Raw genomic sequence first — 19,797 nt, forward strand, 5'->3', positions numbered from 1 at the left:
GTCAGCGTTGTCGGATCGCCGCGAGCGCGGTCGCTGCCACGGCGTCCGGCGGCGGACCGATCTTCACGGTCACCGCATCTGCCTCGCCGGCCGGTTCCTCGAGCGTGGCCAGCTGCGAATCCAGGAGTCCCGCGGGCATGAAATGACCGATCCGCGCGGTGAGGCGGCGCTCCAGTTCGGCGCGCGATCCGTGCAGGTACAGGAAGATCAGCACCGCCTCGGGGTGTCGGATCACGCCCTGGCGCAGCAGGTCTCGATAGGAGCGCTTCAATGCCGAGCATGTGATCAGCGCCGAACGTCCGGCCGAGACCTCGGTTGATATCCGCTCGGCGATCTCGCGCAGCCAGGGTTCGCGGTCGGCGTCGGTGAGGGCGTGGCCCGAGGCCATCTTGGCGACGTTGGCGGGCGGGTGCAGATCGTCGCCCTCGATGAGATCCCAGCCGAGTCGGGTGGCGAGCATGGCGGCCACCGTCGACTTCCCGGACCCGGACACACCCATCACGATGACGATGTGCGGGCGGGTAGCTGGGGTGCTCGTCATGATCATTCGACTCTAGCAATCGGGGGTCCGGTGCCGCGGTGGGGACACGGCGGCGGGAGATCACCTTCGGTGCGGGCCGTTCAAACGATTGAACCGTTCTTGACCAGTGCACGTTTCACTAACGGCGTCGGTGTGCTGCGCGGCTGCTAATGTGCGAAGCGTCGGCCCGGACCACGTTGTACCGGTCGGGTCGATGAAAACTGTTCCTCGATAGGGAGTTTCGTTCTTGGACACGACAGGCTCACGTGCACCGTACGCAGGGATGTCCGGGGGCTGCCCGGTACGGGGTGGATCACCGACCGGGGTGGACGAACCCCGAATGCTGCTGGGGACACCGGAATTCGCGGCCGACCCGCACGGAGCCTACGAGGGCATGCGGCGCGACCACGGGGCGATGGTGCCCATCGAGCTCTCGCCCGGGGTGCCCGCGACGCTGGTCATCAACTATCGGACCGCGCTGCGAATCCTCAACGACCCGGAGCACTTTCCCGCCGATCCGCGCATCTGGCAGGAGACGATCCCGGAGGATTCGCCGATCCGGCCGATGATGCAGTGGTACCCGAACGCGCTGCGCAACAGCGGTGCCGAGCATGTGCGCTACCGGCAGGCCTACGTCGCCAGTATCGACGGAATCGACCTGCACGCCGTGCATTCCACCGTCGAGGCCATCGCGGGCCCGATCATCGAATCGCTGGCCGGAATCGGGACCGCCGACCTGGTGTCGCAGTACGCGCTGCCGCTGGTGTTCGAGGCGCTCAACCAATTGGTCGGCTGCTCGGCCGATATCGGGCAGCGGGTCGCCACCGGTATGGCCGCGCTGTTCGACACCGTGAACGCCGCCTGGGGCATGCAGACACTCGCCGAGGCGTTGCTGGAACTCATCGCGCTGCGCCGCGCCGAACCCGGTGACGACGTCACCTCCCGCATGGCGCATCACGCGGCCGCGCTCAACGACGAGGAGATGCTGTACCAGCTGGTCAGCTTCTACGGCGCGGGCATCGAGCCGATGCAGAACCTGATCGCCAACACCCTGCTGCTGATGCTCACCGACGACCGCTTCGGCGGAGATGTGCTGGGCGGCAGCCTCTCCACCCGCGACGCCCTCGACGAGGTGCTGTTCAACGACCCGCCGATGGCCAATTTCTCGATCAGCTATCCGCGTCAGCCCACGCTGGTCGAGGACACCTGGCTGCCCGCCAACCAGCCGGTGCTGATCAGCCTGGCCGCCTGCAACAACGACCCGGAGATCGCCGGTGGCGACCGGACCGGCAACCGCTCGCATCTGGCGTGGAGTGCCGGCCCGCACGCCTGCCCGGCCCGCTCGGTCGCCTACCTGGTCGCGCAGACCGCGATCGACCAGCTGCTCGACGCGCTGCCGGACCTTCAGCTGGCGGTGCCCAAGCACGAAATCTCTTGGCGCCCCGGCCCGTTCCACCGCGCCATGGTGGCACTGCCGGTCGATTTTCCGATCAATCCCGCATTGCGGGCTGTGTAAGGAGCTCCACTCATGTCCCAAGATCCGATCGTCCTCGACACCACGGGAACCGATATCCAGGGCGAATCGGCCCGTATCCGTGCGCGCGGCCCGGTCGCGCTGGTCGAGCTGCCCGGCGGCGTGCCGGCCTGGTCGGTGACCGATCAGGCGGTGCTCAAGAGCCTGCTCGCGGACTCGCGGGTCTCCAAGGATCCGCGTCAGCACTGGTCGGCGTTCCTCAACGGTGAGATCACCGAGGCCTGGCCGCTGCTGCCGTGGATCGCGGTGGAGAACATGTTCACCGCCTACGGCGCCGATCACCGCCGTCTGCGCAAACTGGTGTCCCCGGCCTTCACCCACCGCCGTACCACCGCCATGCGCGAGCGCATCGAGGGCATCGTCGCGGAGCTGCTCACCAATCTGGCCGCGGTGCCCGCCGGTGAGGTCGTCGATCTGCGCAAGCTCTACGCCTACCCGGTGCCGATCCAGACGATCAGCGGGCTGCTCGGCGTCCCCGAACACCTCGACGCGGCCATCCACAAGTGCGTCGACGGCTTCTTCGACGGCTCGTTCACCGCCGAGCAGTCGATGGCCAACTTCCTCGAAATGTACGAGCGGGTGGGCGAACTCGTCACCTACCGCCGCGAGCACCCGGGCGACGACATCACCAGCGCCATGATCGCCGAGCGCGACGAGGACGGCTCGCCGCTGACCGACAAGGAACTCGTCGAGACGCTCATGCTGGTGGTCAACGCCGGCCACGAGACCACCGTCAACCTGCTCGATCAGGCCATCGTCGCCCTGCTCACCCATCCCGAGCAGCGCGCGGACCTGCTCGCGGGCCGGGTGCCGTGGTCGGATCTGATCGAGGAGACGCTGCGCTACCAGGCGCCCGTCGCGCACCTGCCGCTGCGCTACGCGGTCGAGGACATCGACGGCGACGGCTTCCACATCCCCAAGGGTGAGGCGATCCTGGCCTCCTACGCCGGTGCCAGCCGCGATCCGAAGATCCACGGCGACACCGCCGATGCCTTCGACATCCACCGCAGCACCAAGGATCAGCACGTGGCCTTCGGGCACGGCGCGCACCACTGCCTGGGCGCGCCGCTGGCCCGCCTGGAGGCCGCCACCGCGCTCCCGGCTCTGTTCGAGCGCTTCCCGAACCTGCGATTGGCCACGGACGCAACGGAATTGACGCCGCTGGGCAGCTTCATCTCCAACGGGCACACCGCGCTGCCGGTGTATCTCGACGCGGAGTAGGTAGATACGGGTGTCGGGGGCGGGTCGCATGCGGCCCGCCCCCGACGCGTGTCCGCCGCATGGTGTGGGCGTTCTCCCGGATTCCTCGGGTTGCGCGGCCGGGACATCCGGCCGGTGACGCGCCGAACCGAGCGGTTCTCCCACGGGATCACACCTGCTCGGGCGACCATGGATGTTGCGGTGAATTCGGGCCGCGTGTCTTTCCCGGTGTGTTCAGAGATCTGTATCCCGTCACCCAGGAGGAACGAAAACCCATGGTCACCACTCGAAATCGCGGGCGTTCTGCCGGTATCACCACTGCCTTCGCGGCGCTGAGCGCGGTCGGTGTGCTGTGCGCCGGATCGGCGTTCGCGGCCACCTCCATCGACATCCAGAATGCCGGATCCGACACGGTCGGGGTGAACTACGCCTGCGAATCCGGTGCGGGCGTGAGCAGCGTGCAGGCCATGGTCGGCGGCACCAACGCCGACAAGCCCTCCTCGACCGGCACCCAGATGGCGGTCACCTGCGACGGATCGCAGCACAGCGCCACCATCCCGATGAGCCCGGCCGCCGATGGGACGCCCGTGCAGTCCGGCGACCAGGTGCAGGTGCGCGTGGCCCTGGTCGATTCGGGCGGCACCGTGGTCACCGGGCAGGCCAAGGCGTTCACCCTGCAGTGAGTCAGTCCTCGGGCGGCAGCTGTTCGCGTGCCCAGAGCGCCCACTGCTCGTTCATCTCGTGGAAGCGCTCACCCCACTCCATGGCGATGCGGCCGTAGCGGGACAGCTCGCTGTCGTCCCAGTCGACGGACTGGCGCAGTGCGTCGAGTTCGTCGCGGGCAGCGGCGGAGCGGTCCGCGATACCGGTCAGGTAGGTGCGGGCATAGTCGGGTGAAGTGAGGTTCAGGAAGAACACGCGCATCAGTATTTCGTTGCGCGCCTGCCGTTTCGGTTCGGTCCCGGTGAGCCAGGCGCGCAGGTCGGCGAGGCCCGCCGCGGTGATCGTGTACTCCTTGCGGCCGCGCGGGCCCTCGTCGCTGACCTCGATCAGGTCGGCCTCGGCGAGCTTGGTGAGCTCGGTGTAGATCTGACTCTGAGTGGCCGACCAGACGTTGCCCAGCGACTCCTTGAATCGTCGCAGCAGGTCGTAGCCCGCGGCCGGGCGTTCCGACAGCAGACCCAGCAGTGCGTACCGGAGGCTCATGCCCATGAGTCTACATTCCAGTATTGACATGTCGAAACTGGAACGTCACGCTTGATGGGGAATTTCAGCCACGGTCTGCTGTCGAGGAGCACCGCACATGACCTACCTCCGCACCTTCGCCCCCTGGATCGTCTACGCGATCATTCCCTCCGAGCACTGGCAGTGGTCGGCGCTGATCGCCCTCCTGATCTCGGCGACGAGCATCGCGATGCAACTGCGGTCGGGTCAGAAGATCGACTCGCTGATCATCGATATCGGGTCGGGAGTGTTCTTCGCGGCGCTGACCGTGCTCGCGTTCACCGATCCGCACACCGCCCTGCATCCGTACATGCCCGCCATCTCCTCCGGGGTGCTGGCGCTGATCGCCGGGATCTCGCTGGCGATCCGGGTGCCGTTCACCCTGCCGATCGCCAAACAGACCACGCCGCAGGAGTTCTGGGATCAGCCGCTGTTCATCCGGACGGCGTACGTGCTGACCTGGGTGTGGACCGCCAGCTTCGCCATCGGCTGCGTGCTGCTCGTGGTGTTCGCGCACCAGTCCGGGGCGCGCACGGTGGTGCAGGTGCTGGCCTTCGCCATCCCGGTCACCTTCACCCTGCGCTACGTCGCCCACATCCAGGCCAAGGCCCGCTCGCTCGCCGAGCCCGCCGCGGAATGACCCGTACTCCAGATTGGTTTCGCTGATGACCGCCATCCCGTACCTGACCGGCAACTACGCACCCGTCACCGAGGAAGTCACCGCCGTCGAACTGCCCACTACCGGAACGATTCCCGAGGAACTCAGCGGCTGGTATCTGCGCAACGGACCCAATCCACACGAGGCCGCCTCACCGCACTGGTTCCTCGGTGACGGCATGGTGCACGGCGTCCGCCTGGAGCAGGGGCGGGCCGTGGCCTACCGCAATCGCTGGGTGCGCACCACCACCTTCACCGACGGCGCCCGCGGCCGCGACGAATTCGGCAATCGGGATCTGGCCGCGGGCGTCGCCAACACCCATGTGGTGCGGCACGCCGGACGCACCCTCGCGCTGGTCGAAGCGTCGTTCCCCTACGAATTGACCTGTGAGCTGGACACTGTCGGGCCCTACGACTTCGACGGCAAGCTCACCACCGCCATGACCGCGCACCCCAAGACCTGCCCGACCACCGGCGAACTGCACTTCTTCGGCTACGACGTGTTCGAGCCGTACCTGACCTATCACCGTGCCGACGCCGCGGGCAATCTCGAGGTCAGCCGGGTGATCGACGTGCCCGCCGCCACCATGCACCACGATTTCGCGCTCACCTCCGGGCATGTCGTATTCATGGATCTGCCGGTGCTTTTCGATCTTCCGACCGCGATGGCCGGTGCGGGCATGCCGTTCCGGTGGAACGACGACTACCGGGCGCGACTGGGCGTGTTGCGCCGCGACGATCCGCACGGCGCGGTGCGGTGGTTCGACATCGACCCCTGCTACGTCTTCCACACGCTCAACGCGCACGAGGAGCCGGGCCGGATCATCCTGCACGTCATGCGGTATTCGAGCCTGTGGCGGGAGGATTCGAAGGTGTTCGACCCGGCGTCGCTGTGGCGGTGGACCATCGATCTGGCCAGCGGTGTGGTGCGGGAGGAGCAGCTCGACGACCGGGCGGCGGAATTCCCGCGCATCGACGACCGGCTGGCGGGACTGGACTCTCGCTACGGGCACGTCACGGTCTCGCGGGACACGGGAGCGCTGATCCGCTACGACCTGCACACCGGCGCGAGTGCCGTGCACGAGTTCAAGCCGGGCCGTACGCCGTCGGAGGCGTCGTTCGCGGCGGCCGATGAAAGCCCCGGCGGGGACGGGTATCTCATGACCTACGTCTACGACGCGGCCGAGAACCGCAGTGATCTGGTCATTCTCGACGCGGGTGATCTCGCGGCCGATCCGCTGGCCACGATTCAGCTGCCGCGGCGCGTCCCATACGGCTTCCACGGGAACTGGCTGCCCGACGTCGGTAGCGGTTCGGCGTAGGGCTCCGCGCGGCGGTTTCTTTCCTGTTGTGATTGTTCATGATTGATTTATGGTCATATGAATCACAAACGAGCAGTACGCTCTTGGTGGCAGGCGCCCTTCCCTCGGCGCCTGCGACCTCGATCGACTGGGACACCGCATGAACGAACTGCCAGCACCCGATCTCCTCGGCACCCTTGTCGGCTATGTGCTGATGTCGCCGAACTCCCTCGCTCACAATCTCGGGCTGATCATCGCTGACCTACTGGGCCACTGAGGGCGGGGATTTCGATGACGAAACGACTCTTCCAGGCCATGGCCGCCTCAGCCCTGCTGGTCGCGGGCGGCACCGCACTGGGCATTACGCCCGCGCGCGCCGTGCCGGTGCCCGGCGGCCAGGCCACCACCATGTTCATTCCGGGGGCGGAGGGTGTGCAGCTCAACGCGGTCATCACCGCGCCCGCCGATATCGCCACCCACAAGAATCCGCTCGTCCTGCAACCCTCCGGGTGGGGCATGCCCGCCGTGGGCAGTCTCGGATCGGCCTACAAGCTATCGACCGGCGAGAACTTCGTCTCCATCGAATACACCGCGCGCGGCATGTACCTCTCCGGCGGGGAGGTGGATCTGCTCGGCGACCGCGACGCCGCCGACGCCTCGGCCGTAATCGACTGGGCCATCGCGAATCTCAACGTCGACCCGGATCGCATCGCGGTGGCGGGCGGCTCCTACGGTGCGGGCATGGCGATCCTGGCCGCCGCCCACGACCCGAGAGTCAAAGCGGTGGTGGCGGATTCGCCGCCCGGCGATCCGGGCGAAGCCCTGGCGCCCAACGGCACACCCAAGACGGGCGGTCCGATCGCGCTGGCGCTCACCGGAGTCGCCACCAACCGCTACAGTCCCGACCTGGTGCATCGCGGTATCGACACCATCCTGCGCGGCGACGGCGACGCCTTCTCCACCCTGTCGTCCCGGGAACTGCTCGCCCGCTCGATCCCGGCCCTGAACGCCAACGGCACCGCCGTGTTCCTCGCCCACGACTGGCAGGACAGCCTGCTGCCGGTGGACCCCACCTACGCTTTGTTCGACCAGCTCACCGGGCCCAAGAAGCTCTGGCTGCAACCCGGTGACCACTCCACCGGCGGCGGTGCGGGCCAGATCGTCGGCCTGCCGAATCCGATCTGGGACAGGGCGATCCGCTGGCTCGACCACTACATCAACGGCGCGGACAACGGCATCGACCGCGAGCCCACCGTCACCTACGAACCCGCCGACACCGGGCCCTACGCCTACTTCGATTCGGTCGCCGACTCCCAGCAGTCCCCGGACACCCTGTCGCTGTCGGCCCCCGCAGCCGGTCTACTCGGTGCCGACCCCGCCGAATCCTGGTCGCAGCCAATGGTTTCCGCCCCCACCATCGCGGTGGCGGCGGTGCCCTACGTGACCGGCACCCTCGCCCAGTTCGGCCTGGCCCCCGCCATCCCGCTCGGCGGCGTCGACCGCAATGCGGCGGGCGTATGGCGGACGAATCCATTCCCCAACGGCGGCATCATCTCCGGCCGTCCCCGCCTGAACCTGACCGTCATCCCGGCGAGCGCAGATCTCACGCTGATCGGCATCCTCTACGACGAAAGCCCCGACGGCACCGGCAAACCCATCACCTACTGGCCGCTGACCCGCCACAACCTGGCCCCGCTCGCCCCGACCGACATGAGTTGGCAGCTCGAGCCCACCTACTGGACGCTCCCGCCGGGGCACCGCCTGACCCTGACCGTCACCTCGCAGGACCCGATCCCGTTCCAGAGTTCGACCCCGCTGGGCAGCATCGTCACCTTCACCTCACCCTCGACCGTGGAGTTGCCGGTCAGCGCCGGGTGATCAGGACGGCCGCGGGCGGCATGGTCTTCGCGGGTGCCGAGCTCACAATCCGTCGTCGGCCGCTGTGATTTCACCGCGCCGAAACACCTCGGGTGCCTCGGGGAAACAGCGGTTCTCGATGCTGTGCGCGACTTCCCGTCGGATATGAGGTACGAGTGTGAATCCGGGAGATACCGCGTGGGTGCTGGCCAGCGCCGCGCTGGTCATGTTGATGACGCCGGGGCTGGCGTTCTTCTACGGCGGCATGGTGGGTGGCAAGAGCGTCCTGAACATGCTGATGATGAATTTCATCTGCCTGGGTGTTCTTTCGACGCTGTGGCTGCTGTACGGCTACAGCGAGGCGTTCGGCGACGACACCTTTCACGGGCTCGTCGGCGGCATGGGGCACACGCTGCTGCGCATGACGCAGGGCACGGTGTCCGGGCCTGCCGGGCACCAGATTCCGACCATGGCGTTCGTGATGTTCCAGCTGATGTTCGCGGTCATCACCACCGCGCTCATCACCGGGGCGATCGCCGGACGCACCCGATTCTGGGCCTGGCTGGTGTTCACGGTGCTGTGGGCGACCGTGGTGTATTTTCCTGTCGCACACTGGGTTTTCAGTGCCAGCGGGTTCACGAACAGCGATGCGAACGGGAAGTCCTCGGACGTCGGCGGCTGGATCGTGAACCGCCTGGGAGCCTTCGACTTCGCGGGCGGCACCGCCGTGCACATCAACGCCGGTGCGGCGGCGCTGGCGGTAGCGCTGGTGATCGGCAAACGCCACGGCTGGCCACGCAGCATCTCCCGCCCCCACAATGTCCCCTTCACGCTGCTGGGCGCGTCCCTGCTGTGGTTCGGCTGGTACGGCTTCAACGCCGGATCTGCTTTGACCGCAGGCGATCTCGCCGCCCTCGCGTTCACCAACACCACGATCGCCACGGGCGCGGCATCGCTGGCCTGGATCATCGTCGAGCAGATCCGCGACGGTAAGCCGACCACGATCGGCGCGTCGTCCGGGGCGGTCGCCGGGCTGGTCGCCATCACCCCCGCGTGCGGTTTCGTCGGAACCATCGGCGCACTGGCGATCGGTATCGCCGCCGGGGTCTGCTGCGCCCTCGCGGTCAGCCTGAAATACACCTTCGGCTACGACGATTCGCTGGACGTGGTCGGCGTCCATCTGGTCGGCGGCCTGGTCGGCACGCTGCTGATCGGCTTCTTCGCCGACGCCTCGGTGAACCCCGGCGGCGGCAACGGCCTGTTCTACGGCGGCGGGATCACCCAGCTCGAACGCCAAATCGTCGCCGCCGTCGCGGTCATGGCCTATTCCTTCCTCGCCACCCTGATCCTGGCTCTGATCGTCCACAAGATCTTCGGCTTCCGCGTCGACCACGAGGCGGAAGCCACCGGCATCGACGAATCCGAACACGCCGAATCCGCCTACGACAGTTCATTTCCGGCTGCCAGCCTGTCCGCGACTCCGGCCCAACCCCGCGTCCCACCGCCACCACCGCAACGCCGCCAGCCCGTGCCTCAACCACGTCCCACCCCGCGCCCTCGCGACCAGTACTGGTGAATCCAGCCCCGAGCCGGGGGTCTGAAACCGCTAATCCGCACTCAGCGCATCGAAAACGACCCGCCCGCCGTCCCCGGGTCCACTGGATGTCGTCGCCTGCTGATAGTCGCCCGCCTGAAACCGCTCCTGCGTCCCGACGAACGGCGCAGGCACGGTAACGGTTTCGCTCGTCGTCGCACCGTTGTAGGTGACCGAGAGCCCGAGGGTGTTCCCGGCCTCCGCCGTAATCGTGTAGGTGAACGCCGAATTCAGCGGCACCCCCGAAACGAGTTGCTGCTCACCGGCCTTCGTGGAGCCGTCCAGCGAGGTCCGCCAGCTGGCGAAGATCCGCCCGCCCTCGTAATGCAGCAGCAGAAACGGCACAGGTCCGGGCTCGTGAATCTGCCCGATGATGATATTCGGTGCGGCACTGGGCAATTGCGTGACCTCGACGGTCGCGGACAGCGTGTGCCGGGCCCCGCCCAGCGCGAAATTCGTGCTGTTCACCAGCTCGGTCCGTGAGTGCTGCGAATGCGGCGTTCTCGCGCCGGTCGCCGGTGCCCAGAACTCCAGCCCACCGCCGGTATTCCGAGTCAACCACGGCGCGCGAACCTCGGCCTGATCCACCACCGCCGCATTCCCCGACAACTGCCCGCCAGAATCCACCGGCAACGTCAACTTCCACCCGGCCAGCGACACCTGAGTTCCCGGCTGCGCCGACCCGGTAGCGGCTGGACCCGCACAAGCCGACATGGACACGGCAGTCACAGCGATGGTCATCAACGTGGCCGCGAGTTTCACACCCGCGATTCTGCCTCCTGGCCCAACTCCACGCCCGTCTCGGAGCCGCTTCCACGAGGTAGTGTCGGCGACCGGGAGGGGGATCGATGACTCGTATCGGCACGAGGTATGGCACTGCTGTGGCGGTTCGCCTGGGATGCGCGATAGCCGCGGTGATTGCGCTGGTGGGGATTCCGATGTTCGGCATGCACCGCCTGCACCAGTGGCAGGATCGCCCGGTCGAGTCGGTGCGGATCGCCCAGCAGGTCACCGTCACCGGATGGGATCGACTCGCGGCATTCGCGTGGTCGCCGGGCGACGACCTGCCCGAAGGTCTGGCGTATTTCGCTGGCCCGCAACCCTATCCGGACCCGGTGACGGCCGTGCAGGTCCCCTCGATTGCTTTGCGGCCCGTCGACCGGGTACAAGAGGCCCCGGACCACTCGGTACAACTCGCGCTCGGGTCGCGCCCTGACCACTGCAGCGCGTCGGTAGTCGCCAACCCGGACGCGAAGAGGTATAGCTTCGACCACACGGCAGTTGCCGTCCAACTGACCGCAGCTCGCAACGCCGGGAAACTCGTCATCCTGGTGCGGGTGAGCGGATGCCCGGTATGACCTCCGCCGGAGAAGCGACCACCTACAGTCGCGCCCGAGCCAACACCTTCACAATCCTCTCAGTGGTGATCGGCCTCCCGATCACGATCTTCACCGGCTACATATCCCTGAGGGTGGTGTCGAGCTACACGAACTTCATATACGGCGGTGGCGACTGGCACCGCCTCTCCACTGCGGCGTTGAAATCGATCCCAGCACAAGCCTGCCTATGGATGTCCTGGCTCACTGCCGGCCTGGTCAGCATGTACGTCGGCAGCGCCGCCGTAGTCCGCGCCCGATCCATCCTCTGGGCCTTCGCAATTGCCCTGATCGTCTACGAGATCGGCCTCGACCTGACCATCGAGATCGCGACCCGTGGAGTAGACGCCGCCTACGAGCGATAGGCCTCCCGTGGCTGCGGTGCAGCTTGCCGAGGATGCGTCGCTTCGGGACTGACGGTGATCACGTCCAGGCTCACTACAACGTGTCAGGTATCAGCCCGCCTTCGAAATGCTCTGCGGCAGGGACGATAACCGCCTCAGCATCCAACCGGGTTGCCTGCGCCTTCAACCGAGCCAACGGCGGCCGACCGAACTTCGGGTCGTAGATCACCATGTCGGCGAAGTCGTAGCCGAGACATTCTGCAGCCGAACGGATTTGGGATTGATCTCGAAGCTGATTCAACCCGGACACATCTGTCCGCAGATAGCCGATGGCGGTTGGTCTGTACTTCACCGATGCCTCCTCGTGCGACCGGTCATCGAGCGTGCGGCGGCCCTGAAACTCCAGGTAGAACCCTGCCCCGTCCGTCGATTCGTCGTCGTATGACCGGAGTTCGAAAATTCCGCCGGGGACCTCGAACAATCGCGTTCGTGGCGCGGAATTTTTCAAGCCGTATGAGACCAGTCGGTGTTAAGCGGCGGTGGTTGCGGGCTCCTGGCTGGTGGTGGGTTTTTCGGTCGGTGGGTTGATCCAGACAGTGTCGGGCAGGTCGAGGATCTTCGGGGCTGTGGTGGTGGCGAATCGGTGCGGGTGTCGTGCGCGTGCGGCGGCCAGGACGTCGCGGCGGTCGGCGGCTTTGGCGGCGGCCAAACCGAAGTGGACGTCGGCGGGGGTGTGCAGTCCGAGGCCGGTGTGTCGGTGTTCGTGGTTGTACCATTGCTCGAACTCGGACATGAATTGCCTTGCTTCCCAGAGTGATCCGAAGCGTTCGGGGAATTCGGGCCCGTACTTCAGGGTCTTGAACAGGCTTTCGCTGAACGGGTTGTCGTTCGATACCCGGGGCCGTGAGTGTGAGCGAGTTACTTCGAGGTCGGCGAGCAGCGCGGCGACGGTTTTACTGGTCATCGAGGTGCCGCGGTCGGCGTGCACGACCTGCGGGATGCCGTGGACGGCGAAGATCTGCAGCATCAATTCCTTTGCCAGCAAACCGGATTCGTGAGTATGGACGTGGATTCCGACGATGTAGCGGGAGTAGATGTCGATCATCATGTAGGCGTCGTAATAGGTGCCCTTCACCGGTCCCGCGAGCTTGGTGATGTCCCACGAGTACACCTGCCGGGGTGCGGTCGCGACCAGTTCGGGGCAGGCTTTCGCCGGGTGGCGTGCCAGCCGCCGCCGTTCTTTGACTTGCCGGTTTTCGGCCAGGACCCGATACATTGTGGACACCGAACACAGGTAGGTGCCCTCGTCCAGTAGTCGGGCGTAGACCTGCAGCGGTGCGGAATCGACGAACTCGTCGCTGTTGAGTACCTCGAGGATTCGGCGGCGTTCGAGATCGGTGAGCTTGTTGCTCGGCTCGGCCGGCGCTACCGTGACGGCCACGGCCGGCCCCGCCGCGGCGGTGGCGCGGCGGAACACGGTTCCGCGCACGAGTCCGGTCAAATCGCTTGCTCGCCTGGTGGTTACACCGGAATCGGCGAGGGTGGTGTAGGTGTAGCTCAACGTTTGTTCGGTCGCTGCTCGTGCTCCGCGCTCTCGGAGATCGTCTGCAAGAGCGCGTGTGCTTTTCCCATGATGTCGAGCGCGGCCTCTGTGGTCGTGAGGCGCTTGTTCAACCGGTCGTTCTCCCGCTTCAAGCGGGCGATCTCGGCCTGTTCGGGGGTGAGTTTGCCGACCTTCTCGCCGGGGGATTTGCCTTGCAGCACACCGGCGTCGCGTTGTTTTCGCCATTCTACGATCGATGACGAATACAGGCCCACGCTGCGCAGGTACGCCCCGCCGCCGGTCCCGTCCTCACACGCGCGGTCGTAGGCGACCAGGTGCGCGAGTTTCTGGGCCGGGGTGAAACTGCGGCGCTTGCCGCCGCCCGAGCGCGGCTGGGTCGAATCCATCCGACCATTGTCGGTCATCGGCACGGTGGTGGAAGTTCTCAAGGGGAATCGGTCCGTCTCTCGCCCCGCGTCAGGTCGAGTTGCTGTGAAGTGGCGGTCTCAACTCAGCCTGACACGCAGGGCGCGGCATTCGGCTTGTCTGACATGGCTGCTCCTAGATTGGTCGGAGAGCTAGCTCAGGCCGGAGATCAGTCGTACCGAGGCCCGTACCCCACAAGTTAGGGACGACACCGGGACGCCAGAACTGTGTAAAGGACGGTTCCGAAGACACTCAAAACGTCCCTTGCGTCCCGAAAGTGCGCCGTAGAGTTCTGATATGACCCAACGCTTGGAGTCCGCGATGCTCAGGGCGGGATTCGATTCAGCTGGTTTGGCTAGTGCGGTCAATGTGGATGTGAAGACCGTCAACCGTTGGCTGGCAGGACGAATCCCGCACCGGCGCACCAGGCTCCAGGTTGCTCAGGCGCTGTGCGAGTCCGAAGAATCGCTATGGCCATCGTCGCGCCCGGACATACAAAAAGGGGCGCCCGCCACCGCAGAGGTCCTGGCTGCGTACGCTCATCGGGCAGAGATACCCAATGATCTCTGGATATCCCTGCTGCACAGAGCAACCGAACGAATCGACATCATCGGGTATGCGTATCCGTTCGTGTTCGAGTTGCTGCCGAACGCGTCCGAGATGATCGCTGCGAAATGTCGTGCTGGATGTGTGGTCCGGCTGGGTTTTGCTGATCCGGACTGTTCTCACGTACTGGAGCGGGACACGCTGGAGCAGATGGGAGGCACACTCCCGACAGGATCCGCAACGCCCTATCGATGCTGGGACCGCTCGCACACACCCCTGGATGCGCGGTAGGGCTGCACACCACTCACCTGTACAACTCGGTGTTTCGGTTCGATTCGGAGATGATCGTGACCCCGTACCTGTTCAGGGCTCGCGGCTACCAGCACACGGCTCTGCACCTGCGTAGGTTGTCTCCATACGGGATATTCGAGTCTTACGCTGACCAGTTCGAACAGATCTGGGGCACGATGACCAGCTATGAGCGAGGGGTTTCCGATGGGTTCGCGTCGTGACTACTACCGAGATCCCAACGCGCCCAAGGCGAATTCGCTGAGGCCGGGGGCTTCGGCGTTGGTGGTGGATGAGGCTGGGCGGGTGTTGATGCAGCGGCGGGGGGATTCGGGGAATTGGTCGTTGCCGGGTGGGGTGATGGAGGTGGGGGAGACGTTGGCGGGGTGTGCGGTTCGGGAGACTCGGGAGGAGACCGGGCTGGAGATCGAGGTGACGGGGTTGCTGGGGATCTATACCGATCCGGAGCATGTGATCGCGTATTCGGACGGGGAAGTGCGGCAAGAGTTTGCGGTTGTCTACTTCGGGCGGGTGGTGGGCGGGGAGATCGCGGTGTCGCACGAGTCGACGGAGGTTCGGTTCATCGGGTTGGACGAGCTCGAGGGGTTGCCGGTGCATCCGACTGTGCGGCTGCGGCTTGAGCATCACCGAGAGGGACGTGCGTTGCCGTGGCTCGGGTGAGGGGACATTCCGGCCGGGTGAGGTGTGAGTGGGGGGTTTGACCGTTATTGTCGGACGGGTGGCCACTAAGTCTGCGTCGCCCGCGGTGGAGTTGAGCGTGGGGGAGCATACGGTGCGGGTGTCGAATCCGGATCGGGTGTACTTTCCCGAGACCGGGGCTACGAAGCTGGATTTGGCTCGGTATTACCTGAGCGTGGGGGACGGGATCGTGAACGCGCTGCGGGATCGGCCCTGCATGCTGCATCGGTTTCCGAAGGGGCTGGCCGGGGCGAAGGTGCATCAGAAGCGGTTGCCCGCTGGCGCACCGGACTGGATTCCCACCGTCGAGTTGTTCTTTCCGCGGTACGGGCGGACCGCGGACGAGTTGTGCGTCGACAAGCTGGCCGACGTGATCTGGGCAGTGCAGATGTCGACGGTGGAGTTCCATCCCTGGAATTCACGCCGCGCCGACACCGAGTCGCCCGACGAATGGCGGATCGACCTCGACCCGATGCCCGACTGCCCGTGGTCGCGGGTACAGCGGGTGGCGGGCGTGGTGCACGAGGTCCTCGACGAACTCGGGGCGGTCGGCTGGCCGAAAACGTCCGGCGGCAAGGGTTTACACGTCTACGTGCGTATCAACCCCGACCACGGTTTCCAAGAGGTGCGCCGAGCCGCGCTGGCCTTCGCCCGCGAAGTCGAACGCCGCGCCCCATCCGACGTCACCACCACCTGGTGGCGCAAGGACCGCGACCCGAAACAACTCTTCGTCGACTACAACCAGAACGCCCGCGACCACACCATCGCCGCCGCCTACTCCGTGCGCGGAGTTCCCGAAGCCACCGTCTCCACCCCGGTCCACTGGCACGAGATCCCCGACCTGCACCCCCGCGACTTCACCATGACCACCGTCCCACCCCGCTACGCCGAACTCGGCGACCTGCACGCCGGAATCGACGACGCCGTCTTCGACATCAGCCCCCTGCTGGAATGGGCCGATCGCGACAAGGTCGACGTCGACCTGGACGAGGAACCCGCCGACTCGAACGACTAGGTCAGGTTGCCCGATCGCGCGAGCCCATGAATTTGAGGGCCGGATACCGAGTCCGATATTCGTACTTTCGGGACTCGAGCGCGGCTAGCATCGGCCGACTGTTGATTCGAGAAAGCAGGACTCCTGGTGAATTTCGTATTTCGATCGGGCGTGGCCACCGTTGCGCTGAGTGCCGCCGTCCTCGGGGCTGCTGCCCCGGCGATGGCCACGGAACCCGCCGCTCCAGCGGCCAACGTGAACGGGAACTCCGGCAGTACTGACTTCGCCAACGGGATTGTTCAGATCCTGGCTCAGCTCGTGAATGCGACCGGGTCGGGAATCCCGTGCCTCACCAAACCGCCGGGGCCCAACTCGAGCTGCTGACTCGACGCCTCGTGCGCGGCCCACAGTGCGACGCAGCGGGTTTCACTGACACGTTGCGCTCTGGGCGGCGTCGGGATCGCGGAGGTAGTGGGTGACCGCGCCGTCGACGCAACGGTTCACGTCGCTGAAAACCAGTGTGTGACCGTCACCTTCGAGGACCAGGAGGGCAGTGTTCGTGTAGCGCGCCATGCGTTCGGCATTCGATACCGGGGTGGTCGGATCTTGGCGTTGGGCGACGAACAGCAGTGGTGCGGCACCCGGTGGGCGGGTGGGGGTAACCGGGTGGACCGCACCGGGGAACGGCCACAGGTCGCAGACCTCGAGCGGGAATTCGGTGGGGCGCAGCATGAATGCATCGAGTGCCTCACGCCGACTCGGCCGCGCGCACCTCGCTGCGATAGCCGTGGATGACAGCGACGATGAGCGTCAGCGCGATGATGGCCTCGGCGGGAAAGAACGACGTGAAGTCGATGATCGACCCGATCGGTGGTGACGCGGGCACCGCGTTGCGCAGCGGGATCAAAGCGAACAGCAGGGCCGCGAGAAATGTGTAGGCGGGGATCACGATCACTCGCTGCCGGGTGATCAGGTAGTAGCCGACGATCGCGGCCGCCAGCGCCAGCCCGAGCATCAGCACCATGACGAAGATCGCGAAGATCTGGGCCGCCGGGGATCGGGTGATGTGCAGCATCAGCCCGACCTGACCGATCGGCTGAGCGGTGTCGTGCCACTGCGGCGTGACCGTGAAGAACGCGTCCCCGTTCTGGGCCTGCACCACGACAGGCACTGCCGCGCCGTCGATTTCGGCGACGAAGCCCAGATCGGCATCGTATTTGTCGAACGGGTAGTCGGTGATCATGCCGCCCCCGCCCATCGCGATGGTCCGATCGAAGCTCGGAATCTGCTCTCCCGCAGCGACTTTGATCGGATCCGCCCGCTGCCCCGACCCGTACACCAGAAGATCCGCGGTGAACGTGCCGCCCGAGTTCGCGAACCGCCCCTGCGGCGTCGGCGTGATCTGCAGCGCGACCTGCTGTGCGGCCGCATCGATCCGGATCACCCACACGTACAGATCGACCCGATCGGGATGGTCGATATCCCCGAACCCGGAGATCGCCCGCCCGTGCTCCTTCTGCGCCCGATACACCGCGAGACTGCCCGCCATCACCGAGATCAGCAGCACCACGATCCCGCCGACCGCCAGAAACCGCCTACCTCGACGCATGCACAAACCCCTCGACTCGTGACAACACGCTGGACATCAGGATTCGAACTCGGCAGCTGGTCTGCGCCGACCCAATCATAGACATACAGGCAGGCCGGTTTTATGCACCGGATGGCGCTCGAGCTGCATCGATACCGCGCTGAATGGCGCACATGCTGGGCCGTTGCGGGCTGCCGGAGGCATTCGGCGACTACGACCGATCGCGGCGCAGGTAGCGATGCCAGGACCTGGTCGCTCTTGAAGTAAAATTGGTGGTTCTTGTGTGTCTATGGGCGCACAATCGATTGGTTATTGATCAGCAAACCAGATGCACCTAGGAGACGCTTGTGATCACCGCGACCGACCTGGAGGTCCGGGCCGGAGTCCGCACCCTGCTGACCGCGCCCGGCTCGGGGCTGCGGGTGCAGGCCGGTGATCGTATCGGGCTTGTGGGCCGCAACGGCGCTGGGAAGACCACCACGCTGCGCATTCTCGCCGGTGAAGGGGAACCCTACGCCGGGAAGGTGATTCGATCGGGTGAAATCGGCTATTTGCCCCAGGATCCGCGTGAGGGCAACCTCGATATCCTCGCCAAGGACCGGGTGCTGTCCGCGCGCGGGCTCGATGCCCTGCTGCGCGATATGGAGAAGCAGCAGGCTCTGATGGCCGAGGTGGCCGATGATGCCGAGCGGGAGAAGGCGATTCGCAAGTACGGCCGGCTCGAGGAGCGGTTCTCCGCGCTCGGCGGTTACGTCGCGGAGAGCGAAGCGGCCCGCATCTGCAACAGCCTGGGGCTGCCGGACCGGGTGCTCGGTCAGGAGCTGCGCACCCTCTCGGGTGGTCAGCGTCGTCGAATCGAATTGGCGCGCATCCTGTTCAGCGCCTCCGACGGCTCCGGCGGCAAGTCCGACACCGTGCTGCTGCTCGACGAGCCCACCAACCACCTCGACGCCGACTCCATCACCTGGCTGCGCAGCTTCCTGCAAGGCCACGACGGCGGCCTGATCGTCATCTCCCACGATGTCGAACTGCTCGGCGACGTGGTCAACAAGGTGTGGTTCCTGGACGCGGTGCGCGGCGAGGCCGACATCTACAACATGGGCTGGAAGAAGTACCTCGACGCCCGCTCCACCGACGAGCAGCGCCGCGTCCGTGAGCGCGCCAATGCCGAGAAGAAGGCGTCCGCGCTCAAGCAGCAGGCCGCCAAGCTCGGTGCGAAGGCGACGAAAGCCGCTGCGGCACACCAGATGGTCAAGCGCGCCGAGCGCATGCTCTCGGAGGTCGACGAGGTCCGCGTGGCCGACCGGGTGGCGCGCATCAAGTTCCCCGAGCCCGCGCCCTGCGGCAAGACACCGCTGATGGCCACCAACCTGACCAAGCTCTACGGGTCCCTCGAGATCTTCACCGGCGTGAACCTGGCCATCGACAAGGGCAGCCGGGTCGTCATCCTCGGTCTCAACGGCGCGGGTAAGACCACCATGCTGCGGCTGCTGGCCGGGGTCGAGCCGCTGACCGCCGGGCAGATCGATACCGGCCGTGGCCTCAAGATCGGGTATTTCGCGCAGGAGCACGACACCCTCGACGATCAGGCCAGCGTGTGGGAGAACATCCGCCACGCGGCCCCGGACGCGGGGGAACAGGATCTGCGCGGTCTGCTGGGCGCGTTCATGTTCTCCGGCCCGCAGCTCGAGCAGCCGGCGGGCACGCTCTCCGGTGGTGAGAAGACCCGTCTGGCACTGGCAGGTCTGGTCTCCTCGGCCGCGAACGTGCTGCTGCTCGACGAGCCCACCAACAACCTCGACCCGATCTCGCGTGAGCAGGTGCTCGACGCGCTGCGCAGTTACGCGGGCGCGGTGGTGCTGGTGACCCACGATTCGGGCGCGGCCGAGGCGCTCAATCCGGAGCGGGTCATCATGCTGCCGGACGGCACCGAGGACCACTGGTCGCAGGAGTATCTGGAGCTCATCCAGCTGGCGTGAGCCGGTTTTCCGGGTCCGCGCGGCGGAATCAACCGTCTCACAGCACAATCCGGGCCCGCGAGTCCTGCCGAAACGGTGGCGAAAAGCCCGAAATGTGAAACTAAGTGATTCGTATCACAAGGTTTCG

At 66.1% G+C, this 19,797-nt stretch carries 20 protein-coding genes; 13 read left to right on the forward strand and 7 right to left on the reverse strand.

Translation table 11 applies throughout. From position 1 onward, the window contains the following. Position 1 precedes the first annotated feature (1 nt). Entirely contained in the window at positions 2-541 is a 540-nt protein-coding gene (locus OG300_RS09400) for a gluconokinase (RefSeq protein ID WP_405494223.1), read from the reverse strand. Between the two features lie 262 nt (positions 542-803). On the opposite strand from OG300_RS09400, the gene OG300_RS09405 reads away from it, so the two are divergent. From OG300_RS09405 to OG300_RS09415, 3 genes are all read left to right on the forward strand, one after another. After that, entirely contained in the window at positions 804-2,036 is a 1,233-nt protein-coding gene (locus OG300_RS09405) for a cytochrome P450 (RefSeq protein ID WP_405494225.1), read from the forward strand. 12 nt (positions 2,037-2,048) lie between these two features. Beyond that, positions 2,049-3,275, forward strand: a complete 1,227-nt coding sequence (locus OG300_RS09410; RefSeq protein WP_405494227.1) for a cytochrome P450 — start codon at positions 2,049-2,051, stop codon at positions 3,273-3,275. A 254-nt stretch (positions 3,276-3,529) separates the two neighbouring features. Further along, positions 3,530-3,937, forward strand: coding sequence for a hypothetical protein (locus tag OG300_RS09415; RefSeq protein ID WP_405494229.1), 408 nt, complete (start codon positions 3,530-3,532; stop codon positions 3,935-3,937). Position 3,938: 1 nt separating this feature from the next. Here OG300_RS09415 and OG300_RS09420 read toward each other — a convergent pair whose 3' ends face one another. Further along, positions 3,939-4,460 carry a PadR family transcriptional regulator gene (locus tag OG300_RS09420; RefSeq protein WP_405494231.1) on the reverse strand — a complete coding sequence of 174 codons (522 nt, stop codon included), beginning with the start codon at positions 4,458-4,460 and terminating at the stop codon, positions 3,939-3,941. A gap of 97 nt (positions 4,461-4,557) precedes the next feature. On the opposite strand from OG300_RS09420, the gene OG300_RS09425 reads away from it, so the two are divergent. The 4 genes from OG300_RS09425 (at position 4,558) to OG300_RS09440 (ending at position 9,869) form a co-directional block, all read left to right on the forward strand. Beyond that, positions 4,558-5,118 (forward strand): hypothetical protein, encoded by a 561-nt coding sequence (locus OG300_RS09425; RefSeq protein ID WP_405494233.1) that lies wholly within the window; start codon positions 4,558-4,560, stop codon positions 5,116-5,118. A gap of 25 nt (positions 5,119-5,143) precedes the next feature. Then, entirely contained in the window at positions 5,144-6,457 is a 1,314-nt protein-coding gene (locus OG300_RS09430) for a carotenoid oxygenase family protein (protein ID WP_405494235.1), read from the forward strand. A 270-nt stretch (positions 6,458-6,727) separates the two neighbouring features. Beyond that, complete coding sequence (locus OG300_RS09435; protein ID WP_405494237.1) at positions 6,728-8,314, forward strand: CocE/NonD family hydrolase; 1,587 nt, start codon at positions 6,728-6,730, stop codon at positions 8,312-8,314. 157 nt (positions 8,315-8,471) lie between these two features. Then, positions 8,472-9,869: an ammonium transporter gene (locus OG300_RS09440; protein ID WP_405494239.1), complete on the forward strand. Its 1,398-nt coding sequence runs from the start codon at positions 8,472-8,474 to the stop codon at positions 9,867-9,869. 30 nt (positions 9,870-9,899) lie between these two features. Here the strand turns inward: OG300_RS09440 and OG300_RS09445 are convergent, their stop codons facing one another. Beyond that, positions 9,900-10,649, reverse strand: coding sequence for a polysaccharide lyase family 7 protein (locus OG300_RS09445; protein ID WP_405494241.1), 750 nt, complete (start codon positions 10,647-10,649; stop codon positions 9,900-9,902). A gap of 119 nt (positions 10,650-10,768) precedes the next feature. Between OG300_RS09445 and OG300_RS09450 the strand changes: the two genes are divergently transcribed. After that, complete coding sequence (locus tag OG300_RS09450; RefSeq protein WP_405494242.1) at positions 10,769-11,245, forward strand: hypothetical protein; 477 nt, start codon at positions 10,769-10,771, stop codon at positions 11,243-11,245. After that, positions 11,242-11,628 (forward strand): hypothetical protein, encoded by a 387-nt coding sequence (locus tag OG300_RS09455; protein ID WP_405494244.1) that lies wholly within the window; start codon positions 11,242-11,244, stop codon positions 11,626-11,628. Before OG300_RS09450 ends, OG300_RS09455 begins: the two co-directional genes overlap by 4 nt. A gap of 73 nt (positions 11,629-11,701) precedes the next feature. On the opposite strand, the gene OG300_RS09460 is transcribed toward OG300_RS09455, so the two are convergent. Both OG300_RS09460 and OG300_RS09465 read right to left on the reverse strand, forming a co-directional pair. After that, complete coding sequence (locus OG300_RS09460) at positions 11,702-12,088, reverse strand: hypothetical protein (protein ID WP_405494246.1); 387 nt, start codon at positions 12,086-12,088, stop codon at positions 11,702-11,704. A gap of 48 nt (positions 12,089-12,136) precedes the next feature. Further along, a protein-coding gene (locus tag OG300_RS09465; RefSeq protein WP_405485256.1) for an IS3 family transposase occupies positions 12,137-13,557 on the reverse strand; the annotation gives its coding sequence in 2 pieces (ribosomal slippage) (positions 12,137-13,197 and positions 13,197-13,557; 1,422 coding nt in all). Between the two features lie 316 nt (positions 13,558-13,873). Here OG300_RS09465 and OG300_RS09470 point away from each other — a divergent pair. From OG300_RS09470 to ligD, 3 genes are all read left to right on the forward strand, one after another. Beyond that, entirely contained in the window at positions 13,874-14,413 is a 540-nt protein-coding gene (locus OG300_RS09470; RefSeq protein WP_405494247.1) for a hypothetical protein, read from the forward strand. 204 nt (positions 14,414-14,617) lie between these two features. Next, the gene (locus OG300_RS09475; protein WP_405498512.1) at positions 14,618-15,091 is read left to right on the forward strand and encodes an NUDIX domain-containing protein; all 474 of its coding nucleotides are present in this window, start codon (positions 14,618-14,620) and stop codon (positions 15,089-15,091) included. 58 nt (positions 15,092-15,149) lie between these two features. After that, positions 15,150-16,124, forward strand: a complete 975-nt coding sequence (gene ligD / locus OG300_RS09480; RefSeq protein ID WP_405494249.1) for a non-homologous end-joining DNA ligase — start codon at positions 15,150-15,152, stop codon at positions 16,122-16,124. 405 nt (positions 16,125-16,529) lie between these two features. Here ligD and OG300_RS09485 read toward each other — a convergent pair whose 3' ends face one another. After that, complete coding sequence (locus OG300_RS09485; RefSeq protein ID WP_405494251.1) at positions 16,530-16,835, reverse strand: alpha/beta hydrolase; 306 nt, start codon at positions 16,833-16,835, stop codon at positions 16,530-16,532. Positions 16,836-16,851: 16 nt separating this feature from the next. After that, positions 16,852-17,712 (reverse strand): DUF4436 family protein, encoded by an 861-nt coding sequence (locus OG300_RS09490; protein WP_405494253.1) that lies wholly within the window; start codon positions 17,710-17,712, stop codon positions 16,852-16,854. Positions 17,713-18,038: 326 nt separating this feature from the next. On the opposite strand from OG300_RS09490, the gene OG300_RS09495 reads away from it, so the two are divergent. Then, the gene (locus OG300_RS09495) at positions 18,039-19,670 is read left to right on the forward strand and encodes an ABC-F family ATP-binding cassette domain-containing protein (protein ID WP_405494255.1); all 1,632 of its coding nucleotides are present in this window, start codon (positions 18,039-18,041) and stop codon (positions 19,668-19,670) included. Positions 19,671-19,797 lie beyond the last annotated feature (127 nt).

Source organism: Nocardia sp. NBC_00511 (assembly GCF_045161165.1).
Taxonomy (GTDB): Bacteria; Actinomycetota; Actinomycetes; order Mycobacteriales; family Mycobacteriaceae; genus Nocardia.

What these genes read in the sequence shown, in the direction of transcription:
- OG300_RS09455 (WP_405494244.1), top strand. Translation starts at nt 11,242, where the DNA reads ATGACCTCCGCCGGAGAAGCGACCACCTACAGTCGCGCCCGAGCCAAC.
- OG300_RS09435 (WP_405494237.1), top strand. Translation starts at nt 6,728, where the DNA reads ATGACGAAACGACTCTTCCAGGCCATGGCCGCCTCAGCCCTGCTGGTC.
- OG300_RS09430 (WP_405494235.1), top strand. Translation starts at nt 5,144, where the DNA reads ATGACCGCCATCCCGTACCTGACCGGCAACTACGCACCCGTCACCGAG.
- OG300_RS09475 (WP_405498512.1), top strand. Translation starts at nt 14,618, where the DNA reads ATGGGTTCGCGTCGTGACTACTACCGAGATCCCAACGCGCCCAAGGCG.
- OG300_RS09415 (WP_405494229.1), top strand. Translation starts at nt 3,530, where the DNA reads ATGGTCACCACTCGAAATCGCGGGCGTTCTGCCGGTATCACCACTGCC.
- OG300_RS09470 (WP_405494247.1), top strand. Translation starts at nt 13,874, where the DNA reads ATGACCCAACGCTTGGAGTCCGCGATGCTCAGGGCGGGATTCGATTCA.
- OG300_RS09400 (WP_405494223.1), bottom strand. Translation starts at nt 541, where the DNA reads ATGACGAGCACCCCAGCTACCCGCCCGCACATCGTCATCGTGATGGGT.
- OG300_RS09420 (WP_405494231.1), bottom strand. Translation starts at nt 4,460, where the DNA reads ATGAGCCTCCGGTACGCACTGCTGGGTCTGCTGTCGGAACGCCCGGCC.
- OG300_RS09405 (WP_405494225.1), top strand. Translation starts at nt 804, where the DNA reads ATGTCCGGGGGCTGCCCGGTACGGGGTGGATCACCGACCGGGGTGGAC.
- OG300_RS09490 (WP_405494253.1), bottom strand. Translation starts at nt 17,712, where the DNA reads ATGCGTCGAGGTAGGCGGTTTCTGGCGGTCGGCGGGATCGTGGTGCTG.
- OG300_RS09485 (WP_405494251.1), bottom strand. Translation starts at nt 16,835, where the DNA reads ATGCTGCGCCCCACCGAATTCCCGCTCGAGGTCTGCGACCTGTGGCCG.
- OG300_RS09425 (WP_405494233.1), top strand. Translation starts at nt 4,558, where the DNA reads ATGACCTACCTCCGCACCTTCGCCCCCTGGATCGTCTACGCGATCATT.
- OG300_RS09410 (WP_405494227.1), top strand. Translation starts at nt 2,049, where the DNA reads ATGTCCCAAGATCCGATCGTCCTCGACACCACGGGAACCGATATCCAG.